At 39.7% G+C, this 24,475-nt stretch carries 18 protein-coding genes; 8 read left to right on the top strand and 10 right to left on the bottom strand.

Annotated elements, in window-relative coordinates:
• Nucleotides 1-30: 30 nt before the first annotated feature.
• Complete coding sequence (locus ACINWC743_RS01780; RefSeq protein WP_009584196.1) at nucleotides 31-945, bottom strand: M28 family peptidase; 915 nt, start codon at nucleotides 943-945, stop codon at nucleotides 31-33.
• A 182-nt stretch (nucleotides 946-1,127) separates the two neighbouring features.
• Between ACINWC743_RS01780 and rlmH the strand changes: the two genes are divergently transcribed.
• From rlmH to ACINWC743_RS01760, 4 genes are all read left to right on the top strand, one after another.
• On the top strand, nucleotides 1,128-1,610 hold the full coding sequence (gene rlmH, locus ACINWC743_RS01775; protein WP_004829391.1) for a 23S rRNA (pseudouridine(1915)-N(3))-methyltransferase RlmH: 483 nt from the start codon (nucleotides 1,128-1,130) through the stop codon (nucleotides 1,608-1,610).
• 170 nt (nucleotides 1,611-1,780) lie between these two features.
• Nucleotides 1,781-2,557, top strand: a complete 777-nt coding sequence (locus tag ACINWC743_RS01770; protein WP_005032891.1) for a dioxygenase — start codon at nucleotides 1,781-1,783, stop codon at nucleotides 2,555-2,557.
• Nucleotides 2,558-2,723: 166 nt separating this feature from the next.
• A complete protein-coding gene (locus ACINWC743_RS01765) occupies nucleotides 2,724-3,494 on the top strand; it encodes an META and DUF4377 domain-containing protein (protein ID WP_005032894.1) in 771 nt (256 codons plus the stop codon).
• Between the two features lie 242 nt (nucleotides 3,495-3,736).
• On the top strand, nucleotides 3,737-4,156 hold the full coding sequence (locus ACINWC743_RS01760; RefSeq protein WP_009584219.1) for a DUF4377 domain-containing protein: 420 nt from the start codon (nucleotides 3,737-3,739) through the stop codon (nucleotides 4,154-4,156).
• A gap of 96 nt (nucleotides 4,157-4,252) precedes the next feature.
• Here ACINWC743_RS01760 and gdhA read toward each other — a convergent pair whose 3' ends face one another.
• Nucleotides 4,253-5,596 carry an NADP-specific glutamate dehydrogenase gene (gdhA, locus tag ACINWC743_RS01755; protein ID WP_005032897.1) on the bottom strand — a complete coding sequence of 448 codons (1,344 nt, stop codon included), beginning with the start codon at nucleotides 5,594-5,596 and terminating at the stop codon, nucleotides 4,253-4,255.
• 347 nt (nucleotides 5,597-5,943) lie between these two features.
• Here gdhA and ACINWC743_RS01750 point away from each other — a divergent pair, with 347 nt between their 5' ends.
• Together ACINWC743_RS01750 and nth are read left to right on the top strand one after the other, a co-directional pair.
• On the top strand, nucleotides 5,944-6,744 hold the full coding sequence (locus ACINWC743_RS01750) for an RnfABCDGE type electron transport complex subunit B (protein WP_005032899.1): 801 nt from the start codon (nucleotides 5,944-5,946) through the stop codon (nucleotides 6,742-6,744).
• Nucleotides 6,741-7,418 (top strand): endonuclease III, encoded by a 678-nt coding sequence (nth, locus tag ACINWC743_RS01745; protein WP_005032902.1) that lies wholly within the window; start codon nucleotides 6,741-6,743, stop codon nucleotides 7,416-7,418. Before ACINWC743_RS01750 ends, nth begins: the two co-directional genes overlap by 4 nt.
• Before the next feature lie 345 nt (nucleotides 7,419-7,763).
• On the opposite strand, the gene ACINWC743_RS01740 is transcribed toward nth, so the two are convergent.
• The 5 genes from ACINWC743_RS01740 to ACINWC743_RS01720 all read right to left on the bottom strand — a co-directional run bounded on the left by ACINWC743_RS01740 (nucleotide 7,764) and on the right by ACINWC743_RS01720 (nucleotide 11,247).
• Nucleotides 7,764-8,114, bottom strand: a complete 351-nt coding sequence (locus tag ACINWC743_RS01740; RefSeq protein ID WP_005032904.1) for an SH3 domain-containing protein — start codon at nucleotides 8,112-8,114, stop codon at nucleotides 7,764-7,766.
• A gap of 172 nt (nucleotides 8,115-8,286) precedes the next feature.
• The gene (locus ACINWC743_RS01735) at nucleotides 8,287-8,502 is read right to left on the bottom strand and encodes a hypothetical protein (RefSeq protein WP_005032906.1); all 216 of its coding nucleotides are present in this window, start codon (nucleotides 8,500-8,502) and stop codon (nucleotides 8,287-8,289) included.
• 91 nt (nucleotides 8,503-8,593) lie between these two features.
• The gene (adk, locus tag ACINWC743_RS01730; protein ID WP_004829407.1) at nucleotides 8,594-9,247 is read right to left on the bottom strand and encodes an adenylate kinase; all 654 of its coding nucleotides are present in this window, start codon (nucleotides 9,245-9,247) and stop codon (nucleotides 8,594-8,596) included.
• Between the two features lie 83 nt (nucleotides 9,248-9,330).
• Nucleotides 9,331-10,647, bottom strand: a complete 1,317-nt coding sequence (locus ACINWC743_RS01725; RefSeq protein ID WP_005032908.1) for a membrane protein — start codon at nucleotides 10,645-10,647, stop codon at nucleotides 9,331-9,333.
• Between the two features lie 60 nt (nucleotides 10,648-10,707).
• Nucleotides 10,708-11,247, bottom strand: a complete 540-nt coding sequence (locus ACINWC743_RS01720) for a hypothetical protein (protein WP_005032911.1) — start codon at nucleotides 11,245-11,247, stop codon at nucleotides 10,708-10,710.
• 276 nt (nucleotides 11,248-11,523) lie between these two features.
• Here ACINWC743_RS01720 and mrdA point away from each other — a divergent pair, with 276 nt between their 5' ends.
• Together mrdA and rsmD are read left to right on the top strand one after the other, a co-directional pair.
• Nucleotides 11,524-13,590, top strand: coding sequence for a penicillin-binding protein 2 (mrdA, locus tag ACINWC743_RS01715; protein ID WP_009584195.1), 2,067 nt, complete (start codon nucleotides 11,524-11,526; stop codon nucleotides 13,588-13,590).
• A gap of 4 nt (nucleotides 13,591-13,594) precedes the next feature.
• A complete protein-coding gene (gene rsmD, locus ACINWC743_RS01710; RefSeq protein ID WP_035300050.1) occupies nucleotides 13,595-14,143 on the top strand; it encodes a 16S rRNA (guanine(966)-N(2))-methyltransferase RsmD in 549 nt (182 codons plus the stop codon).
• Nucleotides 14,144-14,331: 188 nt separating this feature from the next.
• On the opposite strand, the gene ACINWC743_RS01705 is transcribed toward rsmD, so the two are convergent.
• The 3 genes from ACINWC743_RS01705 to ACINWC743_RS01695 all read right to left on the bottom strand — a co-directional run bounded on the left by ACINWC743_RS01705 (nucleotide 14,332) and on the right by ACINWC743_RS01695 (nucleotide 24,469).
• A complete protein-coding gene (locus ACINWC743_RS01705; RefSeq protein ID WP_005032919.1) occupies nucleotides 14,332-14,535 on the bottom strand; it encodes a hypothetical protein in 204 nt (67 codons plus the stop codon).
• Between the two features lie 139 nt (nucleotides 14,536-14,674).
• A complete protein-coding gene (locus tag ACINWC743_RS01700) occupies nucleotides 14,675-15,154 on the bottom strand; it encodes a hypothetical protein (RefSeq protein WP_227510943.1) in 480 nt (159 codons plus the stop codon).
• A gap of 276 nt (nucleotides 15,155-15,430) precedes the next feature.
• Nucleotides 15,431-24,469, bottom strand: a complete 9,039-nt coding sequence (locus ACINWC743_RS01695; protein ID WP_009584192.1) for a beta strand repeat-containing protein — start codon at nucleotides 24,467-24,469, stop codon at nucleotides 15,431-15,433.
• Nucleotides 24,470-24,475: the final 6 nt, after the last annotated feature.

Here is a 24,475-nt window from a genome sequence, read left to right as displayed (position 1 = left end):
AATTTTGACTGATGAAAAACATACCTAGAATTAGTCTTTTAACAAAGTATTGACTAGACCATCAACCACATCAGCCATTTTATTTAAATTAAGCTTTTCAACCGTATCCTCTGGAGTATGGTAATGCTTATTTCTAAAAAATGCCGTGTCGGTAATCATAATAGCAGGAATATCGAAACGCCAATAATTCAAATGATCAGAAAAATCCACACCTTTGACAAATGATGGTGCAATGAGTCTTTGGCAATCCAAACGCTTTAGATTTTTCATAGACGAACAATATTTTTCACCTATTGCGCGTGAGCTAAAATTACTCACAGCACCAATAAAATTTGCATGTTTGGGATAAAATGCAGCCAATCCTGATGGGTAATCTTGCACATTTTTATGATCGAAATACCCGATCATTTCCAAAATATAGACCGCTTGAATTTGATCTTTCTGTTTTAATATTGACTGGGCGTGGATAAAACTGCCCATGTGTTCTGTACGGAAGTAAGGCGGCTCTTCCAAGGTATAAAACACAAAATCAATATTTTGCTTTAACTGGCGTCGATTTGTTGCCAAAATTCGAGCCGTCTCTATCAGTCCAACAACGCCAGAGGCGTTATCATCTGCACCTTTGAAATTACCATAAACATCATAATGCGCCCCAATAATCACTTTTTTGGCATGTCCCATTTGCAAATGACAAACCACATTACGATAGTTTTTTCCATCAACCGCGTAAGTTTGATATTCACATGGAATAGAAAACTGTTCGACTTGTTGTTTAATAAAGGCAGCAACGCGATCCAGCTCTTGTATATTTTGATAATTTCTAAAAGCTTGAGGATGAATCACTTGTTTTAGGTAGCTATTAAGCCGATCAGGTTCAGCTTGCTGAATATTGAGAGGCTGAGCTGCCATAGCCCATATTGGGAGTATAAAGCTCAGTACAAGCATCAGGATCATTTGTTTTAAAATTCTAGTCATTAGACAATGCATCAACATAGATAAGCTCAATAAAAGTTATGCAATAAACATCATTAAAAAAACAGCAATAGGAAAAACAGTTTTTGTTGTATGCCTGAGGATAACCAATATCACGTTATAATGGCGTAATTCCAGCGTTTGAAATTGTTAATATGAAAATCCGTATTCTGACTATTGGTCAAAAAATGCCTGCATGGGTACTGACTGGTTTTGAAGATTATTTCAAAAGAATTCAGCCTTTTGTACAGACTCAAATTATTGAATTACCCATGGCTAAACGTGGCAAAAATGATTCAGAAGCAGATATTTTAAAATACCGTCAAATCGAAGGTGACAGTATTCTTGGTCAACTCAAACAAGGGGAAACATTAATTGCACTTGAGGTAGGTGGTCGTGAATTCAGTACAGAAAAACTGGCTGAAACCATGAAAAGTTGGATGCTCGAAGGTAATGATGTCGTGCTTGCAATTGGTGGACCCGATGGTCATTCAGAAGCAGTTCGCAAAGCAGCGGCGTGGCACTGGTCGCTTTCTAAACTAACACTTCCTCATCCATTGGTGCGTGTCATGTTAATCGAACAACTGTATCGTGCGATGAGTATAAATCATAATCACCCGTATCATCGTGCAGGTTAATTTTAGGAATATCGATTTACACGCCTAAATATCTCGTCATCGATAATTTCAGCTTTAAAGAATATGTTGTATTCATGCAACAGGATATTGAAGTAGAACACTGACGCCCAATTATTCATTGAGTTAGAATGGACTTTTGATTTATTCAACGATCATTTAGGCGCAAAGATATGAACTTACAAACACTTCCCGGTTTATTTATCTCACATGGCTCACCCATGCTTGCACTAGATCCCGAACAAGTTGGTCCTGCTTTACATCGACTTGGGCTAAATCTTCCCGTACCACAAGCGATCGTTGTGATGTCAGCACATTGGGAAAGTGATGCACTGGAAGTAAATACAGGTGTACGACCTGAAACATGGCATGATTTTAGAGGTTTTCCTCAAGCACTCTATGAGATGCGTTACCCTGCACCGGGAAATCCTGAACTCGCCGAAGAAATTTTACATTTACTGGCTGAAGCTCAACTCCCTGCGCATGCAAATAGTACACGTCCACGTGATCATGGCGTTTGGATGCCTCTGTTACACATGTATCCTGATGCAGACATTCCAGTGATTGAAATTTCCCTACCGATGACCATGAATGCTGATCAGATCTATGCAATTGGTCAGGCGCTTCGCCCATTACGTGAAAAACAAATTTTACTGATAGGCTCAGGTAGCATTACACACAATCTAAGAGAGTTATCTTGGCAAGATCAAAATAACCGTGTTCCTCAGTGGGCTTCAAGCTTTAGAAATTATGTCGTAAGTAAATTAAATCATAGTGATTATGATGCAGTATTGCAGTGGGACGCTTTACCCTATATCGAAAAAAACCACCCTACGCTCGAACATTTTGCACCACTCTTTTTTGCAATGGGAACTGGACATCGCTTTAGTATTGTACATAGCAGTTTTTCGATGGGTGCATTAGGTATGGATATTTATCGCTTCGACTAAATTGCTGAATTGGCTCAAATTCATTACAATTGATAACAATTTGTTAAGTATTGTTTAATTTTTGGTTATATGGATACATTTTGAAACCGAACTAATAAACTGTCTCCATATCTTTTTATGGACAATGCTTTATCCTGTGCCTAGTTTTCAATAACGTGAATAGAATATGAAATTCAAATATTTAGCTTTAGCTGTACTTCCTTTAGCGCTTGCTGCTTGTCAATCGGGTGATATTCAAAAATTAGGTGATACCGCTGTGAAAGTATTACAACAACAAGGTACTGCTCAACAAACTTTAAATGCTTATCAGTGGTCATACCAACCAACTGAAACTAAACAGCCAATCGTACTCAACTTTGCTGATCAACGCTTAAGTGTCGCTACAGGTTGTAACCGTTTAATGACAAGTGCAAAAGTTGAAAATGGCTTGCTTGTTACAGGCAATATTGCATCTACAAACATGATGTGTTCACCTGAATTAATGAAGCAAGAAAGCTTTGCTGCTTCATTGTTCCAAGCAGGCAAGACTGCTTTTGTACTTGACACAGCCAATACTGAAAGCCCAACTTTAACTTTAGTGAATGCGACAGGCGGTAAAGTTGTGTTTACAGGTAAAATGACACCTGAAACGAAATATCAAAGCCAAGGCGAAACTATTTTCTTAGAAATTAGCCCAGAAACTAAAGAATGTTCTGCTGGCGTGATGAAAATGCAATGCCTTCAAGTACGTGAAATCAAATATGCTGACAACGGCGTAAAAACTCAAGTAGACAAAGATTGGACATATTTCTATGACCAAATCGAAGGCTTTACACATAATCCAGGTGAACGCCAAGTTGTACGTTTAAAACGTTATGAAATTAAAAATCCTGCTGCTGATCAGTCTAAATATGCTTATGTGCAAGACATGATTATTGAGCGTGAAACTGTAAAATAATTTAATGAAAAGCTGAAGTTAAACTTCAGCTTTTCTTTTTGAGTTAAACCTATTGATATAACACCTAACTTAATTTACTTATTTAAAAGATTAAATTGTTTGATTCCTTATTTAAAAATCTAAAATTATTCAGCAGGCTTTTAATTGATTCACCAACATACTCAATCACAACTGATTCAAGTTATCGCTGATCTACCTTTGTAATCAATACTTTTACTTAACATCAATACATGGTAAATACGATGAATTATAAATTAAGCCCTGTTCTACTCTTGCCTTTGTTGATGATTGCATGCACAAAACAACCCCAAACTGAGTCCAAAGCCCCTGTTGAAACTCAAGTTACACAACAGCATGCAACTAAAAAACAGCCAACGACAATGATTTTTTTAGAAGTTAGTCCAGAGACCAAACCGTGTGAAGGCGTAGCACCACAAACATGCCTTTTAGTTCGCAAATTAACTATCAATTCAACAGGAGAAAAAACATATCTTGAAAAACAACCGAGTTATTTCTATGACAGCATTGATGGTTTTACACACAATCCTAAATTAACCCAAATTATTAAAGTAAAACGTACCGAGATTTTGCATCCAGCAGCAGATCAATTTCAATACCAGTATACGTTTGATTCAATTATTGAAACGACAACCCAACCTTAAACAAAAATTGTATCTTGATCAAATAAAAACCGAGCTAATCACTTAACTCGGTTTAAGAAAAAATTTTGATCTATTTCGAAAAATCGCTTCTCTATATTAGAATACACCTTGCGCTAACATTGCATCAGCAACTTTTACGAAACCAGCAATATTTGCACCGTTTACATAGTTAACTGTACCGTCTTCTTGCGTACCATATTTCACACAATTACGATGAATTTCTTTCATAATGGCATGTAATCGCTCATCAACCTCTTCAAAAGTCCAACCCAAACGAATTGAGTTTTGAGACATTTCAAGACCAGAAGTTGCTACACCACCCGCATTGGATGCTTTACCTGGCGCATAAAGAATTTTAGCTTCAACAAATTTTTCAACAGCTTCAAGTGTAGAAGGCATATTTGCACCTTCAGCAACACAGATTACACCGTTTTCAAGTAATACTATGGCATCATCTTCATTCAATTCATTTTGTGTTGCACATGGCAAAGCAATATCACATGGAATTGACCAAGGACGTTGACCTTCTAAATATTCAAAGCCATGTTTCGAAGCAAATTCAGAAATACGTCCACGTTTTACATTTTTAAGCTCCATCACTTCTGCAAGGAGTTCGTTGGTAAAACCATTTTTTACATAGACTGTACCATTCGAGTCAGAAAGAGAAACCACTTTTGCACCCAAGTACATTGCTTTTTCTGCTGCAAATTGAGCTACATTTCCTGAACCAGAAATAGCGACAGTTTTGCCTTTAAAGCTATCCCCACGAGTTTTAAGCATTTCTTCAGCAAAATAAACTGTACCAAAACCTGTTGCTTCTGGACGAGCCAATGAGCCACCAAAAGACAAGCCTTTACCTGTAAATACACATGAAGTGTCATTGCTGAGTTTTTTCATCATCCCAGCCATATAACCCACTTCACGTCCACCCACACCAATATCACCCGCTGGAATATCGGTGTTTGAACCTAAATGGCGATAAAGTTCGATCATCAATGCTTGACAGAAACGCATGATTTCGCCTTCTGACTTACCTTTAGGATCAAAGTCAGAACCGCCTTTACCACCACCCATAGGTAATGTGGTTAAAGCATTTTTAAAAGTTTGCTCAAAACCCAAGAATTTTAAAATTGATAGGTTTACCGATGGATGAAAACGCATACCGCCTTTAAATGGACCAATTGCAGAATTGTATTGGACACGGAAAGCGCGGTTAACTTGTGTTTGACCTTTATCGTCTACCCAAGAAACACGAAATTGAATAGCTCGTTCAGGCTCTACAAGACGCTCAAGCAAACCTTGTTCAGCATACTCTGGGTTCTTTTCAATAAATGGCCATAAACTGGTCATCACTTCTTCCACAGCTTGCAAAAACTCTGGTTGATTTGGATCACGTGCTTTTACGTAATTTAAAAAGTCATTCAGGCTACTATATTTCAACGTTCATTCCTCAGCAGAAAATGATACAAAAAAGGTCAAACTTTTCAATAAAATGATAAATTTTGGCGCAAAGTATTTAATCGCTTTTGTGGACAATCCACAACCTTTTTTCAAATGTTTTTTCAAATAATATTTAAATTCAATATGATAATTTCTAATCAAGCTATAAAAAATAGTCTAATTATTGGCATTTTATTCCATAAAATACACCTTGATTTTGATCTAAATTAGCGCATTTTTAGCGCTAATTTAGAGCAAAGATTTTCAACATAAAACATGCTAAAATCCGCATCATCGCTACGCTTTTACCCAGCTCTTGTTTATTTTTGCTTAAAGTCTTTAGTCACATGAATTCATCTCTCTCCATCATTCAGCAAATAGATGCAATTTTGCCTCAGACACAATGTGGACTCTGCGGTCACCGTGATGGATGTTTACCCTATGCCAAAGCCATTGTGGAAGGTGAAGATGCCAATAAATGTGTTCCCGGGGGACAACCTGTTGCTGACGCTTTGGCAGAATTGCTTCATCGAAATAAACTGATTGCAGAACCGAGTGTGTGGCCAATTCAAAGCGATGGTCGCCCGCAACGGATGAAGGCAGTGATTCGTGAAGATGAATGTATCGGATGTACAAAATGTATAAGTGCTTGCCCTGTAGATGCCATTATTGGTTCAGGAAAATTAATGCACACCATACTGACAGATCTTTGCACAGGCTGTGAGTTGTGCATTGCGCCCTGCCCTGTAGACTGCATCGACTTAGTTGAAGATATTCAACCCATCCCAAATAATGAGCAACGCCTATTCGAACAAAATGATTTACGCAGTCGCTACTATGCGCATATTCAACGTGAAGAAAAACAGCGTATTCATCGTAAAGGTCCTGTAGTTCGTGCAGAGATTGATACAGAGTTATTTGCACAGATTACTCAAAATAGTCAGTCTTTACCGACGATTGAAATCGTAGAAGCACCTCAAAAGAAACCCATCGTTACAGATGCGAAAACCACCATTGAACTGGCTAAACTACGTACACAAATTAAAAAATTAGAAAAACAGCTCAGCGTACGAGCCGATCAAAATAAGCAAGATCAACTTGACCAATTATTACGACAATTATCTGTTTTACAAGGAGAAAGTGAATGACTGTAAAAAATATGACAAAAAAACAGATTCAAATTTTCTTTGAAAGACTTCGTGAACAACGTCCAAATCCAAAAACTGAACTGAATTATTCCACACCATTTGAACTTTTGGTTGCTGTAACACTTTCAGCTCAAGCAACAGATGTCAGTGTCAACAAAGCCACCGATAAATTATTTCCTGTTGCCAATACTCCTGAACAAATTTATGCATTGGGTGTGGAAGGCTTAAAGGAATATATTAAAACCATTGGTTTATATAATTCCAAAGCAGAAAATGTCATTAAAGCATGTAAAATTTTGATTGAGAAACATAACAGCCAAGTTCCTGATAATCGTGCTGATTTAGAAGCATTGCCCGGGGTGGGGCGTAAAACAGCAAATGTTGTCTTGAATACAGCCTTTGGTCAAGCCACCATGGCTGTTGACACACATATTTTTCGTGTAGGTAATCGCACAGGGCTTGCTGTCGGTAAAAATGTGCTTGAGGTTGAGCATCGTCTGATCAAAGTGATTCCAAAAGAATTTATCATCGACTCTCATCATTGGCTTATTTTACATGGTCGTTACTGTTGCATCGCGCGCAAGCCAAAATGTCATGAATGTGTGGTATCAGACGTTTGCAATTGGCCTGATAAATTTGAGTTTGGAGCGACAAAAGAAATCAAATCGGCTTAATTCAACCAGCCGCACCGTTGATAGCATTGAAGATTTGATTAATCATTGCTTTATTATCACCTGAGTTCGATAAAAATCCTTGATGAAATATGATACTCGGAAACGTCATCCGCAACTGTTCGAGGCAGGACTACTTTTATAAGATATTGTTTCTGCGACTGATTAAATATCTTGCTGGTGGTTGACGAGTTTTGCGGTGAGCCGCAGGCTGATCCAAAAAATGGATGAAAACTCAGCAAGACTCCGCACAGATTTATTTTTTTCAATAAGTTAAAGGTATGGTTGCGTCGAACTCACGTTAGTATAAAATTTTTATGCTAAAATAATGACTTAGTATAATTTCTATTAAATTTGATTGAGTACCTCTAACGGCACCCAACCTGATTGCCCATCAGACGATCTACTACACCACATCCAACCATTTAATTGCTCTTCGCCGACCAATAGATCGCCCTGATCTACATTTAACTCTTTCGCTGTATAATCCGCTTTTGCATAGCCTTGAAGCTTATCAACCCATTCAATGATTTGTGCAGGAACCCAGCCCTCTAATCCGTCATCAACTTTGCAGAAATACCAATTGTCCCAATTCTCCGAGCCTTGATATTTTTCTCCTATCTTTAGCAAAGCCCCCTTTGAAAAAGTAATCGGCGCTATATATTCACTTCTGTGTTTAGCTATGGCAATCCATTTCATTTTGATCGTCTTTTTATAATAGTGTGCTTTAAATATAACATGTAGCTTGATAGAAAAAGTATTTATAATTATTTGCTTACATCTTTCAATCAGCAAAACTCATCTGTTTTGAATATTGAACATCCATGATGGATAAGAATGTATTTACCCCTCAGTATTTATCCTTGATGCTTTATTTTTTATTTTCCAAATCTTTCTTCATTTTTTCGAGTCGTTTCCATTCCTCTGCCACTTGAGGATGAACTTGGTATTCACCTGTTTTTCTCATCTCGTGGCGTTGTTGCATTTCTTCTTTTTGCGCTTTGCGTAACAATTTAAAGCTCATATACAACAAGCCCAATAAAACCAGAACACTGATAATGACCAAGGCAATTAATAAAAGCTTCATGCTAAATGTCACGCTAACAAAAAAAGAGACCTAATATGAATCAGGTCTCTTCGATTGTCAAAACTTTAAGGTCAAGTTTTAACTTAAAGGATTATTTATCTAAAATAGCAAATAAATCTTTTTGAACGTCTTCGATTCCACGCAAGCCGTTTAATTTATTATAAGTCGGTGCATTTTCTCCAGAAGCTGCACGACCTTGATAGAAACCTACCAATTGTTCAGTTTCATTGTGATAAGAACCTAAACGCTTGCGAATGGTTGCTTCTTCATCATCTGGACGTTGAACAAGATCTTCACCTGTCTCATCATCTTTACCTTCCACTTTAGGTGGATTATAGATCGTATGATAAACACGGCCAGATGCTGGATGTTGGCGACGACCAGAAAGGCGTTTTACGATTTCTTCATCAGGCACTTCTATTTCGATCACATGATCGATCGTGATGCCTTCATTTTCCAAAGCTTCAGCTTGCGGAATCGTACGTGGGAAACCATCGAAGATACAACCATTCACGCAGTCAGGTTGTGCAATACGTTCTTTTACTAGACCGATAATAAGCTCATCAGATACTAGACCGCCTGACTCCATTACACTTTTAGCTTTAAGACCTAATTCAGTACCTTCACGAATCGCAGCACGGAGCATATCACCGGTTGAAATTTGTGGGATATTGTAGCGCTTACAGATCAACTGAGCTTGTGTACCTTTACCTGCTCCAGGTGGTCCGAGTAATATAATGCGCATAAAAAAACATCCTCATTTAAAACAATATTTATGATACCGTTTGCCATGACAAATTAAAACTTATCATCGTAATGGCATCAAATTTATAAGAAAGCCACAAATAAATGTATTAAACCAGCAAAGAATCCAGTGACACCACCCAGTACAATCAAAATCCATTCGTCTTCCTGAAATGCAGGACGTAACAAATTTTGAAACTCTTTCGGCGTTAACTCTCTAATCCGCTCTTTAAACATTTGAAAAATTTTCTGTGCACGGCTCGCATTAAACGCTGGGTCGCAAACAGGCACCATCGTAATTTCAATTGATCGATCAATCAAGTCTGTCTTGAGTTTTGCATACTCTTTTGGTCCCAAAGACAATTGCAAAGACGTACGAACCAATGGAGTTTCCATAATTTCGTTAATATGACGCTTCACAATACGGCGTGTTTTATCTTTCTTTGGACCATACATCATTTCTGTCATGATCGATTTTAACGTAATGAGGTCTTCAGTCACTACACTTGCAAAGACTTCTGACACTTCTTCTTGGCGTTTCATAAACGCGCCCTGAACATTATATGTGCCTATTCGAGGAATAACAGGTTTAATCCATGGAAATTTTCGATTTTTTGTACGTTCAAAAAATTGTGGGTAACGAATGTAATGCGGTTCTATAGGGTTAAATACCATCCAGATTGCAATCCAGTTGGTGAGAAACCCCCACACTGCTGCAAAGAACGGAACAGTCCAATGTTGTGGTACAAAAACGTACACAAACATTTGAAAAATACCAAAAAAACTTCCAATAACAGCACTAATATGCCAAATAAAATTAATTTCTTTCTGACCGACTTTTAAAAACATACGCACCATCAAACGGCGGTCACCTTCCATTTGATTGACCACCATATCACGCATATTGACCAGTGACTCAACGTTCATGGTCAGTTCGGTCACAAGTTCTTTTAAGGTACCTGGTAGTTGCTTATGTGCTTGTCCATAAATACGACGTTTGATGGAATAAGGTAAATTTTCCCATAATACAGCATTGCGATCCAACATCACTTCATCGATCAGATGCTCAAGTTCAAAGCCAACCTGTTCTCCGATGATACGTGCCATATCTTCTGGGTCCATGGCATCTAAAAATTCACGCAAAGAACCCAATTTAGATAAGGTATTGTCGGTGATAATGCCAGAAATTCGTCCAGCTTTACGTGGCACAATGCCTTGCCAACCTACGGGTAAAGGACCTAAATGAAATCCCCAAAACGTAATTGGATAGAATACCATTTTCAGTGCCATCCAAACGTGTGCCCAAGTTACAAAGGCAGTCACAGGAATGATACTTAAGATAGCAAGATGATCGGGTCTAGCCGTAAAAGCGTGCCACAAACCATTAACGTATTCCAACATGCATGACTCTCGTATTTATTTCTATTGGCGGTCGAAGGATCTGTATAAAATCATAAAATTTTAAAAACCTACACTTAAAGTATAAGCGAATTGTATCTGAGGGCGAGTTTCCAAGATCATATCTCCATTTTTATTATGAAGTTCACTTCCTGCACCCATACCCACACTGAATGTACTTATACGTTCTTTATTCAATAATACATAAGCGATATCAGCCCCACCACCATATTGAACTTCATCGCTTCCGTCTACTTTTTTACTTTTAAGTGAGCCACCATACAGTCCCACATAGAATCCATTTTTGTCAGTGCCATTTAATGCAACAGGAATTCGATAACCCACTTGTCCAGCAAATGCATTGTCGCCATTATAAAAAGCACCTAATTTGGTATAGGCAATTCCATAAGGGTTGACCCACTCAGCATTGAAGTGAACGATTTGTTGAGTCACACCTGCACCAAAGTTCCATTTAGATGCATCCTCAGGCTTAATCTTCGCCTCTGGTAAAATTCCCTTCAAATCTGGCAAATATTCTTTAACATCAGCATGCGCGAAGTTTCCTACAGCGACTAATATTAATAAGGGAAATATTTTTCTCATTATTTTCTCCATTACCCCTAACGTTAACTTGGGTCGAGTTCTTTATCCTTAATGCTCGACTTTAACAGAATTATTTTAGCACTCATATACAAAACACTATAAATTTAATGTCGCTAAGGTCAAATCCGCACCATGTGATCGAACATGATTTGTTCGAGTATTTAGTTAAAATAAATTTTTACGAGTTATTTGTGTTTTTTACTTTTTAATCCTCAATCTAGGGTAAAATGTTTCGCCCTCGCACTCTCCAATTTCAGTATTCAAAGCCGACGACGTATGAAGCAGCAGTTTCCTTTAAAAAATGTCCAACAAGAAAAACGCATCTTTCGCAGCCGTGTTTTTTTTGCGATTGGTATTGTTTCATTTTTTATGTGTCTACTGATTGCACGTTATGCTTATCTGCAAATTTTTCATCATCAAGAGTTTAGTGAAGCATCGGATAAAAACCGTATACGCTTACAGCCGATTGCGCCTGCACGTGGTTATATCTATGACCGTAATGGTATTTTATTAGCTGATAACTACCCTGTTTTCACAGCAACATTAAGTAAAGCTGATGTCGAAGATATTGAGGGTACCGTTCAACGTTTAATTCCTATTTTAAATCTGAGTCAAGAAGATATTGACCGTTTTAATAGTCGTATTAAAACCTCTAAAAAAACCGAACGTGTCACCTTAAAACTGAATTTAACTGAGCAAGATATTGCACGCTTCAGTGAAGTTAAATTTCAGTTTCCTGGGGTAGATATCGAAACACAGATGACACGTTACTATCCACATGGCGAGCTATTTGCACATGTGATTGGTTATGTGGGTCGTATCAATGACAAAGAACTTAAATCCATTGATAAAGACAGTTATGTAGGAACCAACTTAATCGGAAAAATCGGTGTAGAGAAATCTTATGAAGATTTATTACATGGTGTTCCAGGTTATGAATCTATTGAAGCTGATGCGCACGGGAATGTGCTACGCCATTTAGGTCGTAAAGAATCAACGCGTGGTAATGATCTCTATCTTTCACTTGATTATGGTTTACAAACTGTAGCAGCTGAACAACTGAAAGATCGTCGTGGTGCTATTGTTGCTATTGATCCTCGTACAGGTGAGATTCTAGCACTCGTCTCCAGTCCAAGCTTTAACCCCAATTTATTTGTCACTGGGATCGGGCATGATGACTATACAGCCTTGCGTGATAATCTCGATCAACCGCTTTATAACCGTGCTGTTCAAGGAACTTATCCGCCAGGTTCGACCATCAAACCAATGGAAGGTTTAGGGGGAATTCACTTTAAAACTGTGGATTGGGGCACTGCTATTTCTGATCCAGGTTATTTCCATTTACCTGGCGACTCGCATAAATTCCGTGACTGGAAAAAAACAGGACACGGCTCTGTCAATTTACATAAATCCATCGTCGTTTCTTGTGATACCTATTTCTACATTTTGTCTTATCAAATGGGTATCGACCGTATGAACGAGTGGATGCGCCAATTTGGTTTTGGCGAAAAAACTGGAGTAGATTTACCGAGTGAAAGTACAGGACTTTATCCAAGCCCAGAATGGAAAATGCGTACCCGTAAGAGCAAATGGCTCAAGGGTGAAACGATTTCTGTGAGTATTGGACAAGGTGCATTTACTGCAACACCTTTACAGCTTGCTATGGCAACGGCGATTACCGCCAATCATGGTGCGCATGTAACACCACATGTTTTACGCGAATCCAAAGGTGCAAAAAAACATCCTGTGCATAACGCACCTACAGGAAAAATCAATTTTAGCGGTACCGATGATGACTGGGTCAAAATGCGTGACGCAATGGTGGACGTGATTCAATCTGGTACAGGTCGTGGTATTCGTACACCAATGTATCAAATTGCAGGTAAAACAGGGACGGCGCAGGTCAAGAGTATTGCTCAAGGAAAACGTTATAACGAAGCTGCACTTACAGCTCGTCAGCTCGATCACGGTCTATTTGTTGGCTTTGCGCCTGCTGAAAATCCTGAAATTGCCATTGCAGTGATTTGGGAAAATGGTCGTCATGGGGGTTCTGCTGCAAAAATTGCCCGTCCAGTTTTTGATTATTGGCTATTAACACGTAAGAAAAATCCAATTGCTCCACTCAATCATCAGGTCAGTGGCGGTTTAATGACTGCTGGGATCAAACCGGGTGAATTGCCGAGTGGTGATGTTTCACTTGCAGCTGATCCAAATGCAATGCCTAAACCAAAGCCAAACTCAGCAACCAATTCAGCGCAGAATCATAGCAATACTCAAGGGCATAGAAACAATACTCCGCAACCAGCTACCGCACCATCCAATGAGGCTGATATCAGTGAATAATAAAGTGAAAAACCAATTAAGAATTATTGGTGGAGAATGGAAACGACGTGTTCTCCCTTTTGCTGATATTGAGGGTTTGCGCCCTACACCTGACCGTGTTAGAGAAACTTTATTTAACTGGTTGATGTGGGATATTCAAAATACTAAAGTGCTGGACCTCTGTGCAGGTTCAGGTGCTTTAAGTTTTGAAGCATTATCTCGTGGTGCGCGTTATGTAGTGATGATTGAACCAAATCTTAAACAGGCAAAGTTTTTAAAAGATAATATTCAATTACTCAAAGTAGAAAATTGCCAACTTAAAATTCAGACAGCACAACAAGCGTTGTCCAACCTGAATGAACAATTTGATTTGGTATTTTTAGACCCACCCTATAGTTTAAATTTATGGGAAGAATTGGCTCAAAAAGCTGATCCATATTTGTCTAATGACGCATTGATTTATGTTGAAGCAGATCGCGCTTTAAATCAATTGAATTTACCTGCAACGTGGCAACTGCAAAAACAAACCAAAGCTGGTGTGGTACAAGCAGGCTTGTTTAAAAAAATAATATGATGGAGATTTGATCAAATTTAATTTGTACATCATTTTGTTCTATCTAGCGCAAATTTATTTACACTTGAGAAGTAAAGCATGGCAATAAAAGCTTTATATGATTAAACAATAAATTCATCGCATGAATTTGATTGATCAATTTGCGTATAAAAAAATGGGCATTTACAGCCCATTTTTACAATCAATAATTAACGCGTTTTCCAATTCCAGTCACGATCATTGCGATCTCGATCATAGCGATCGCGGTCACGATCATGACGATGATCCCAACGGTCACGATCACGATGATCATATCGACCATGCCCACCACGATGATCATCATCGTATGGTGCAACAATACAGCCTGTGAGTGAAACACCTAAAACACCGAGTAAAATAATTTTCTTCATCATGACAGTAGCGCCCTATTCATCTTATTTTCTAAGCTTAACTGTGTAATGTGAAGTTCAACGCAAGCTTGTGTTTCAACGTGTAGTTATTTCAACATGATTTATTCACACTACTTATTTTTAGATAAAAATATTCTTTAAATTAATAGGTTAATGTGTGAATCCAAAATAGTCGTATGAGTTGTCCTCGATCATAGGGAAAACTGGAAATATATTCATAACCCACTCTATTTAAAGCATTGATCTTAAACTCAATTCCGTAACCAAAGGACAGATAAAGTTCATTTACAGAGGCACTATTTGAGTTTGGGTTGATCAATGAAGTTTTTAATTGCTGTACATTATAAGCTGTATAATTAAAGATCCGAATTCGATCATTTTCATAAAATTGGTTACTCAGAATTGAATAATCTGCCAATTGCTGCTCATGCTCTTCCGCTAATTTTTTCTGAATTTCACTTTGTTGTAAAAAATCTTCATTTTGATCTTTAATTTCGTCAAGGTACCTTAGGCTATTTTCTGGATTTTCAATATGAAATAAAGCCTCTTGTTCCAATTCAATATCTGATTGTTGAGCGTCTTGCTGACCTTCTAAATTTTCGATCGCAGCAGATTCAGGCATAACGATAACTTGATCCAAAGCATAGAGCTGTGAATTCAATCCAAATAGAATAATCAGTATGAAGTAAAACTTGCAGAAAAATCGCATAAGTAAGGTGATCAATTTACGATGAATTTTGTGGTTAATATAGATGCGAAAAATATGTGATAGGTTATATTAAATGTATCATATTTAAAGTTAAGTTAAAGCATATACTCAATTTGATTTTTGCAAGAAATTAGAGAATTATAAATAAAAAAGAGCTGCCAACATGACAGCTCTTTTAACTAAGCGAACTTAACCAATGATAATCTGATGATTCGCTAACAATGTTTCCAGTTCAGTATTTACACCATTCAGTGTAAGCAGATTAGTCATAGCATATGCACCACCTGCACCATCTCGATCAATACTCAGCACAGTATTGCCACCACTATGAGACACTTGTAAATAACTGCCAATATTGTCACCAGAATCAAGCGTTGCAATACCATTCACATAATGTGCAGCGCCATCACTATCAGCAGTATACCCAATCAACAAAGATTTCAGATCAATACGGTCTGCGTCAGCTGTGGCTTCAACTGTACCCACTTTAAAGCCATTCACACTATCTGTACCATTGCCACCCGTTGCGTCGGCTAACAATACTTTATATAACAAAGTATCTTGACCACCGTTGGCAAGATTAAAGGTGTCATTACCACCACGCCCATCAAACTGATTATTGGCTGTATTGCCTGTAAACGTGTCATTCCCATTCCCACCAGCAAGAGCTTCAATGTTCTTAAAGCTCGCTGTTCCAAAACCAGTGTTTTGAGCACTCATATTAGACAAATCAATGGTCAATGAAGTGCTGCCTGCCAGTTTATAGTCAACAGTATCCAAACCTCCAGTTGCACTCCAATTACTGTTGCCAGATAAATCCACTGCCGTTCCACCACTACCGTCATAACTGTCTGTCCCTGCTGTTGCAAAGAAAATATCGTTATAACCAGTACCGATGAATTTACCATTCGCAACGTTGGTCGTTGCTTCACCTGATAAGACATAAGCTTTGGTCGCTGCACCAGCGGTTAAACCTGCCCAGCTGAGGTTAATATTTTCAATGCTGTTTCCGCCTAGGCTTGCTGAACCACCCACATCCTGAGATACACCATTGACACTCTTAATCAATACAGCGGTGTAGCTGTCATTCGCATTCAAGCCGTAGAAGTTGACGATACCTGAACCATCTGCACCAAATACACCTGATTGTGGATTCAATATTTGTGATGCGACTAATGTACCCGCACTATTGTAAAGCTGTACAGTGTTGCCATAGTACACGTTTAGACCATTGGCATCTAAAATACGTAAATGCAAACTGGTACCATCTGCAACAATATTGTTGTTTTGCAATAAGATCGTATTCGCACCGCCTTTATAAGCCAATACATCGACTGTACCATCCCAATTATAATCTACTGCTAAAGCTCCATTCACACCTGTAATTGCAGTTCCCAGTGTACTTTGCGTAAAGCTTCCTGCCCCATTGTTGGTATATAGGTTTGGTACTGCACTGACGCCAGAACGCGGCAATTCCACAATATCCATTTTACCATCATGATTCCAATCCACTGCGACTGAAGCACCACCATCTAAAGTATCTGAAAGGTAAGTTGCCTGACCGCCCGCAGTCCCAGAAGCTGTTCCAAACAGACTTCCTGTGCCACTGTTCCAGTAAACACGGCTCGCTGTACTATCCGCGGTATTTGCAGCATTTCGACCAGCACCAAGGAATAAATCCATTTTACCGTCATTGTTGAAGTCTGCCCATGTCATCGCGGTCGCAGAGGCTGGATCACCCGCTGCACCTGTTCTAAATACACCAGCCACATTGATTTGAGTAAACGTATTATTGGCAGTTTGTACATTGGTCAATAAAGTCAAGGCATAAGCACCACCTGCTGTCGGTGTCGTTGCGCCACTGGTATGCTGAACCACATCTACAGCACCATCATTGGTCAAATCCACTGCCGCGACTTCAGAGAACGTATTTCCTGTTACTGTTGGAGGCTTACCCTGCACGCCCCCTGCCATTAAAGACAGGCTACCTGCAGTATTGGTAATAAACGTCATAGAGTCATTACCTGTATCGCCATAAGCAAAATCTAGATAACCATCGCCTGTTTTATCATAAGCAACCACAGCACCATTCCACATCGATGTGCCGCTTACCAGTACCTGATAGTTATAATTGATACCATCAATCGTGGTCCACACACTTTGCGGTGAAGCACCTGTACTGGTGTTTGTGAAAATATCCATAAAACCGTCACGATTAAAATCAGCAAATGATGCACCTGACAATCCACCACTTCCGCCAGTCACACTGACATTGGTATAGGTATTCAACCCAGTACTGTTATAGATCGTTCCAACATCACTCGTCGTACTGGTTTGGAAGAATGACCATAAACCATTTTGCCCCAGTGTCATGGTTGCACCACCAAGGACATTACCAACATCAGCATCCCCCCAAGCAGGCGTCAATGAACCTGAGGAACTGAGCACTTCCAATTCCATACGACTTGCATCACTCATGATTATCGAGCCATTCGCATCCACGATGTTTGCCACTACATCATAGCGCCCGACATTGACTACACCGACAGGCAATTGCACATACCAAGTGTGATTGATAGGATCTACGACCACAGTATTGTTTGCCGTACTATAGGTCGTTCCATTTACGGTTATTTGTAAAACCTCACCAATATTTAAGCCATAAGGAATGGTTCCACTCACGATTGGCGTAGTATCTGTAGTGGTTTGCGCATTGATATGAATTAAAGCGGCAGTTGAAGAACCCAGTAACAGTTGTCCATTTGCCAATAAGTATTCCAGACTTAAGCTGATGTTCTTGAGTGTCAATAAGGGAGTAGTGAAGTTCCCAGTACCCGCTAAATCAACTGAAATAACTGTATCGTTACCCACTGTACTGACTTGCAAATATTTATACAAACCTATAGACGCTCTATCCAGCATATAACTTCCAGTACCAGCATCAAAGTAGACATAGGCTGTGCCAGTATAAGCTGTCAATAAACCGCTCAGATCAATGATATCTGCATCAGAATTCGGCGCAAAAGCTAAACTCCCAGCCACAAAACCATTGATCGTATCAGTACCATTCCCTCCAGTCACATGATCAGCAGGATTGATCAGGTTATACACTAAACGATCATTTCCAGCGTTAGAACCTAGGTTAATAATGTCATCCCCACCACGACCTTCAAAGATGTTATCAAACGCATTACCGCTCAATGTGTCGGACTGTGCACTACCTCGCACTCCTTCAACATTGGTGATATTACTAACCGTCCCCCAACCCGATACCGTACCAGCTTGCAGATTAACCGTTACACCTGTAGATGCATTACGGAAATCAATAATATCCATACCCCCTGAAGCGACCCAAGTTTTGCTTTCGCCTTTCATAACAGGTAAATTCCAGCCACCACCGCCGTTATAAGCTGTGGTGCCCCCTACCACATTAGAAACCACATAAGTATCGTTATAGCCAGTGCCTACCAATGTTGTTGCATTGGCAGTGGTCACAGCTGTTGTGGTCAACACTTGTGCGTCAACCGCACTGCCTGGAGTAACGTTCCATGAGTACGTCGTCGTGACGCCGTGATCATTCGCCAATAATTTGACTGTGTAGCTTTGTGATGGATCCAATCCGAAAATGTTGACCAAAGCAGAACCATCATTGACCCAATTTCCTGATTGTGGATTTATGATTTGGGTGGATACTAAACGCCCCGAAGAATCGAACAACTGGACGGTATTACCATAGTAGACGTTATGACCTTCTGCATTCACAATACGCAGATGCAAAGCTGTTCCATCTTTGACTTGGTTGGTGTTGCTGATTAACTGTGTCTGTGTACTCGTATTAAAACTGGCTAACAGGTCAATATCACCATCCCAATCATAGTCAGCAGCGGCGATACCATTTAACGTGCTATTTCCCATATCAGCCAATTGCGTAGTCGCCCATCCCGTAGCCACATTACCGTTATTGGTATATAGATTCGCAATACCCGTCGTATAATCGACCTCTATTGCATCCATTTTGCCGTCACCATTCCAGTCGACAGCAACAGATGCTTCTCCAGCTAGGCTATCATTTGCAATTGCAATTCCATTGCTTGATAAGCTACCACCGTTATTGAGGAAAATTTTGCTATTGGCGGAGGTTCCTGTTTGAGTTGTATTTAAATATAAATCGAGATAACCATCACCATTAAAGTCTGCCCAAGTCATCGATAATGGGGTGGTCGAATCATCTGCTCTAGCGGCTCCGAACACATTGGTAATGACCTGTGTTTCAGTCCAGTTCGCACCCGTTGCACTGCTACTACCACTATTTAGCAACAAACTTAATGTATAAGCGCCTGTCACCCCAGATTGGCTAGTGGTGGCATGCAAAGCAAGGTCGACTTTACCATCATTATTTAAATCTACTGCTGAATTTTCTCGATCCATGGTCAATGTATTTAGACCAGTGGCTGTCGGGTTACCTGATGCCCGTCCATAGACACTGAATACACCACTATTATTTTTCAAAAATGCTGAGGAGTCGTTTCCTCTATCACCAACCACAGCATCCAAATATCCATCACCATCCATATCCAAGAATACAGAACCACCACGAGCGATAAGCTGTCCAGCATTTACATTACCAGCAGTAAAACCTCCGCCAGCAATGCCCGTCCAAATCGGGGCAGTCGAAGTTACAGCACTGTCTGTGCCGATGATGTCAATATTTCCATCCAGATTGTAATCACCGAAAGAATATGAACTGACCGTACCAGATGCGAGTGTCAACGCTGTGGTGGTATAACTTGTCGTTGAAGCACCAGCATAAACCGCTTGGTCATTGACAAAAGTCCAGTGCCCATTCGTGTTAATGACCATACTGCTACCATAACCCAATGTTGCATTTGTACCAAAAGCACTGTTGGTATATGGCGCATTACCCAAGTTGTTCACAACATCTACATCAGAAGTCATGCTTAGACGACTACGGTTCCCTGCTGCATCCCAAATGACATAACCCAGATGGTACTGACCTGCTGTCAAACTCAATGACATATTCCATGTTCCACCTGCTGCGACTGTTGCAACATTGAGGACACTATCGACACCTTCTGTATAAATACCATCGTTGTTTATATCATTGATCAGCGCCACAACACTGCCAACTTCAGCTGTACCATCTACACTACTGTTAAACTGGACCGCACCTGCAAGAATTGTTTTGTCACCATCAGCATCGATCGTACCAGGATTGGCAAAGTCTGGGTTACTCAAAGTCATCGATGGTGCTATTAAATCAACGGTATATGTCGTTGTAGTGGTTGAGCCATGCGTTCCATTCACGGTATTTTCAATCCGTACTTGTAATGGAACAATTGTCGATACTGTATAACCAGATGATTGTGGAGTATACGCCCAACTGGTTGCACCCAAAGTCGTTTGTACCACAATCCAACTGTTCCCACCATCCAGACTAATCGTCACTTGCTCATTCGCTTCCAAAGCACGACTGATGGTACCATTCAATATTGGTGTACTATCACGAGTGATCAAATCAGTATTGACTGCATCATTATTGGTAGAGTAATTGCCTGCCTGACCATAAGCGGTATCGGTCATGATGGAACTGAGTGTGGCTGTTGCATCAACAGTTAAGCTAAAGATCGGACTTGCAGTGCCTTCATTACCCGCTTGATCTGCAACTTTGACATAGTAATTATATGTGCCAAAACCTAAGATATTCGGTGTATAACTCCATGAAGTCTGACCATTTGCTAATACGATTGAAGTGATTAAAACATCATTCTGATAAAGGTTAATGGTATAACCAGCTTGTACGCCTGCCGTGACCGCCCCAATCAAGGTTGGGGTGGTATCATCCGTCGTAGTATTGCTCCCCATCAATCCAGTAACAGCACCCGAACTATCAATATAATTGTTAATATTGGCTGTTTGTGAGGTGGCGATGGTATCAACGATTAAATTAAAGGCGTTGGATATCGGTCCTTGATTGCCCGCAGCATCCATCACACGTGCAGTAAAATCATGACTACCGTTGCTTAAAATGTTTGTAAATTCAAAAGTCCAATTTAAACCTGTAACGGTTGCAATACCTAAAAAGGTTGAGCCTTCATATATACGCAATACTTCATTGGCACCTAAACCTGTGTTGAGTGTACCGTTTAAAACAGGCAGCGTATCATTGGTATAACTACCTGATCCATAATCACCAGTGTTCATGATGACATCATCTGTAAAACTATTAATGATCGCTTGTTGAGTTGGTGGTGTTGTATCCAATATTAATGTGAAGGCAGCTGACTCAGGTCCTTCATTACCAGCCTGATCGACCACAACAGCGGTATAGGTATAAGTACCATCTGTCACTAACGATAAAGGTAAAGACCAAGTTGTGCCTGTGACTGAAGCAATACCAACCAAATTGCCATTATTATCATGGATATGTAAACTTTCGCCTGACATTAACGCAGTATCAAGTGTTCCTTTTAAAAGCGCGTGCGTATCATCAGTCGTTGTACCACTGATAAAATCACCTTGAAATAATCCTACAGTATCATTATAAACAGTGATTGATGGAACCTCTGTCGGTGCAATCGTGTCTACAATCAAGTCCAGTAAATTGGATTGTGCTAACACACTATTAAAACTGTTCACCACCTCTGCACGGTAATAATAACGACCATCACTTAAGCCAGAGAGCACGTAACTCCAAGACGTTTCAAAAACATCTGCTTCCCCTAACAGTGTTGGTGTACCCAGTACTGGATCAACTTGATACACCAATACTTTGTCTCCAGGGTTCAATGCAGCGCCTAAAACTCCTATTAATTCTGGCGAGGTATCATCAGTCTGACTACCTGATGAATAATACCCCATATTTTCGCCATAATTGTCGTTAAAAGCATTAATATTGATAGCTTCAGGTAATACAGTGGAGTCAACTGTCAGGGTAAATGGTGCTGATGCAGGAGATTCATTACCTGCTTCGTCTGCAACTCTGGCTGTATAAGTGTGGGTACTTGGATCGGCTAATGTAGGTAATTCGAAAAACCAACTTGTACCACCTGTAGTCATAGCCACACCAATAAAAACAGAACCTTCATAAATACGAATTTCTGTACCCGCTGGAATTAAGCTACTCAGTGTACCATTCAATGTAGGCTTAGTATCATCCGTTGTTGTACCATTGCCAAAGATTCCAATAACAGGACCAGCAAAATCAACATAACTGGTGATGCTTGCGGTTTGTGTTGGCGCCACATTATCAACAATTATTCTAAATGCTGGAGATGAAAAAGTTCCTAAATTCCCCGCCGCATCCGCAACAACTGCTGTATAATTTTTATTGTCACCATTCACTAAACCTGCAACATCAAAGGTCCAAGCTGTGCGACTGGCATTTAAGGTTGCAACACCTATTTGTGTTGTCCCTTCATAAACGAGGACAACATCCGTTGCAGCCAATGCACCACCACTGATGGTTCCATTTAACCGAGGCGCTGTATCATCGGTATGTGAGCCACTTGGATAATCTCCAGTATTCGTGCCCAAATCATCAGTGAAACTGTCAATAGTAGTGGTCTGGGTGGGTGCAAGCGTATCAATTGTCAGTGTGAAGTTCGCAGAATTTGTCCCATGATTACCTGCCGCATCAACAACGACTGCATAATAAGTGTAACTTCCATTGCTCAGTGATGGTAATTGGAAACTCCATCCTGTTCCTGTAGCATCAACAACAGCAACACCTAGCAGCGCATTACTATCATCATAAATTTCAACAACCTCCCCTGAACTTAAAGCACTACTCAAAGTACCTTTTAAGAGCGGTGTGGTGTCATCCGTTGTTGTATTGTTATTATAATTTCCTTGAAAAAGACCTACATCATCTGTATAGCTGTCGATACTAACAGTTGTAGTCGGCGCCATAGTATCAACAGTTAATGTAAACGTAGGTGACATCACACCTGTATTACCAGCAATATCAACAATACGAACAGTATATTGATAAGTCACACCGTTGCTCAAACCAGACAATGAATACGTCCAAGTGGTATCACCAGCACTCAATGTAATCGATGCGATCCATGTACCATTTTCATATAACTCAAGAATATCGCCCGCTTGCACCCCAGCAGAGACCGAGCCAATTAATGTCGGGGTAGTATCGTTGGTTTCTGTATTGTCTCCCATTAATCCTGTATTAGGGGCAACTAAATCTATATAACTATTAATAAATGCATTCTGTGTTGGAGCAGCCGTATCTATTTGTATTGTTTGGCTGTCTGTTGCACCAATATTACCTGCAATATCAACAATACGAACCTGATATGTATAATCACCATCTGTGTTTAAAACCCGAGGGTCTTGGTAACTCCATGTACCTCCTATAACGATTAAATTTACCCAATTGATACCATCCACACTTATTTGAACTTGTTCATCTGCTGCCAATGTACCGACAACACCATTCACGGTAATTGATTCGTCATTGGTGATAAAATCCGTCGAACTCGTCCCACTGTCTGTGCTGATAGATGTAATATTCAATAAAGTGCTGACTGAAGGTCCTGTTAAATCAACAATCACTATCTGATCATCACTCTGACCAATATTTCCAGCTGCATCAACTACACGTACTTGATAAGTATATTCTCCTTCAAAAAGTATCCGAGTATCCTCATAATGCCATGTTCCTGCATTTACAGTCAGATCAATCCAATTCAAACCGCCATCAATACTGATTTGTGCAGTTTCACCCACTGCCAAAGTTCCAACCGTACCGTTAATTGTCAGACTGGTATCATTGGTAATAAAATCGGTTGTATTCAGCCCAGTGTCATCAGTAATCGAAACGATATTAATCGTTGTACTTGCTGAAGGTGGGGTTGTATCTATGTTCAATACATATGCATTTGATAAATTCGCCTGATTACCAGCACCATCTTCTACACGTGCAGTATAGGTGTAACTTATGCCATCACTTAAACCACTATCATCAAATACCCAAGTTGTGCCAGTACCTGTAATGGTTGCCGTTCCAACTCTAATATTTGTATTACCATCATTCCGATAAATCGCAACGACTTCTGTTGCACCTAAAACAGCACTAATTTCACCTAAAATTTGTGGTGATGTGTCATTACTATATCCAGCGTTATCTATATGACCCGTATTTGGGACGACATTGTCATTTACACCTGTAATCGTTGCGATTTGTGTTGGCACAATGTT

The sequence above is a fragment of the Acinetobacter sp. WC-743 genome, from assembly GCF_000335555.1.
Lineage (GTDB): Bacteria > Pseudomonadota > Gammaproteobacteria > Pseudomonadales > Moraxellaceae > Acinetobacter > Acinetobacter bereziniae.
This window is presented reverse-complemented; position numbering and strand designations above follow the sequence as displayed.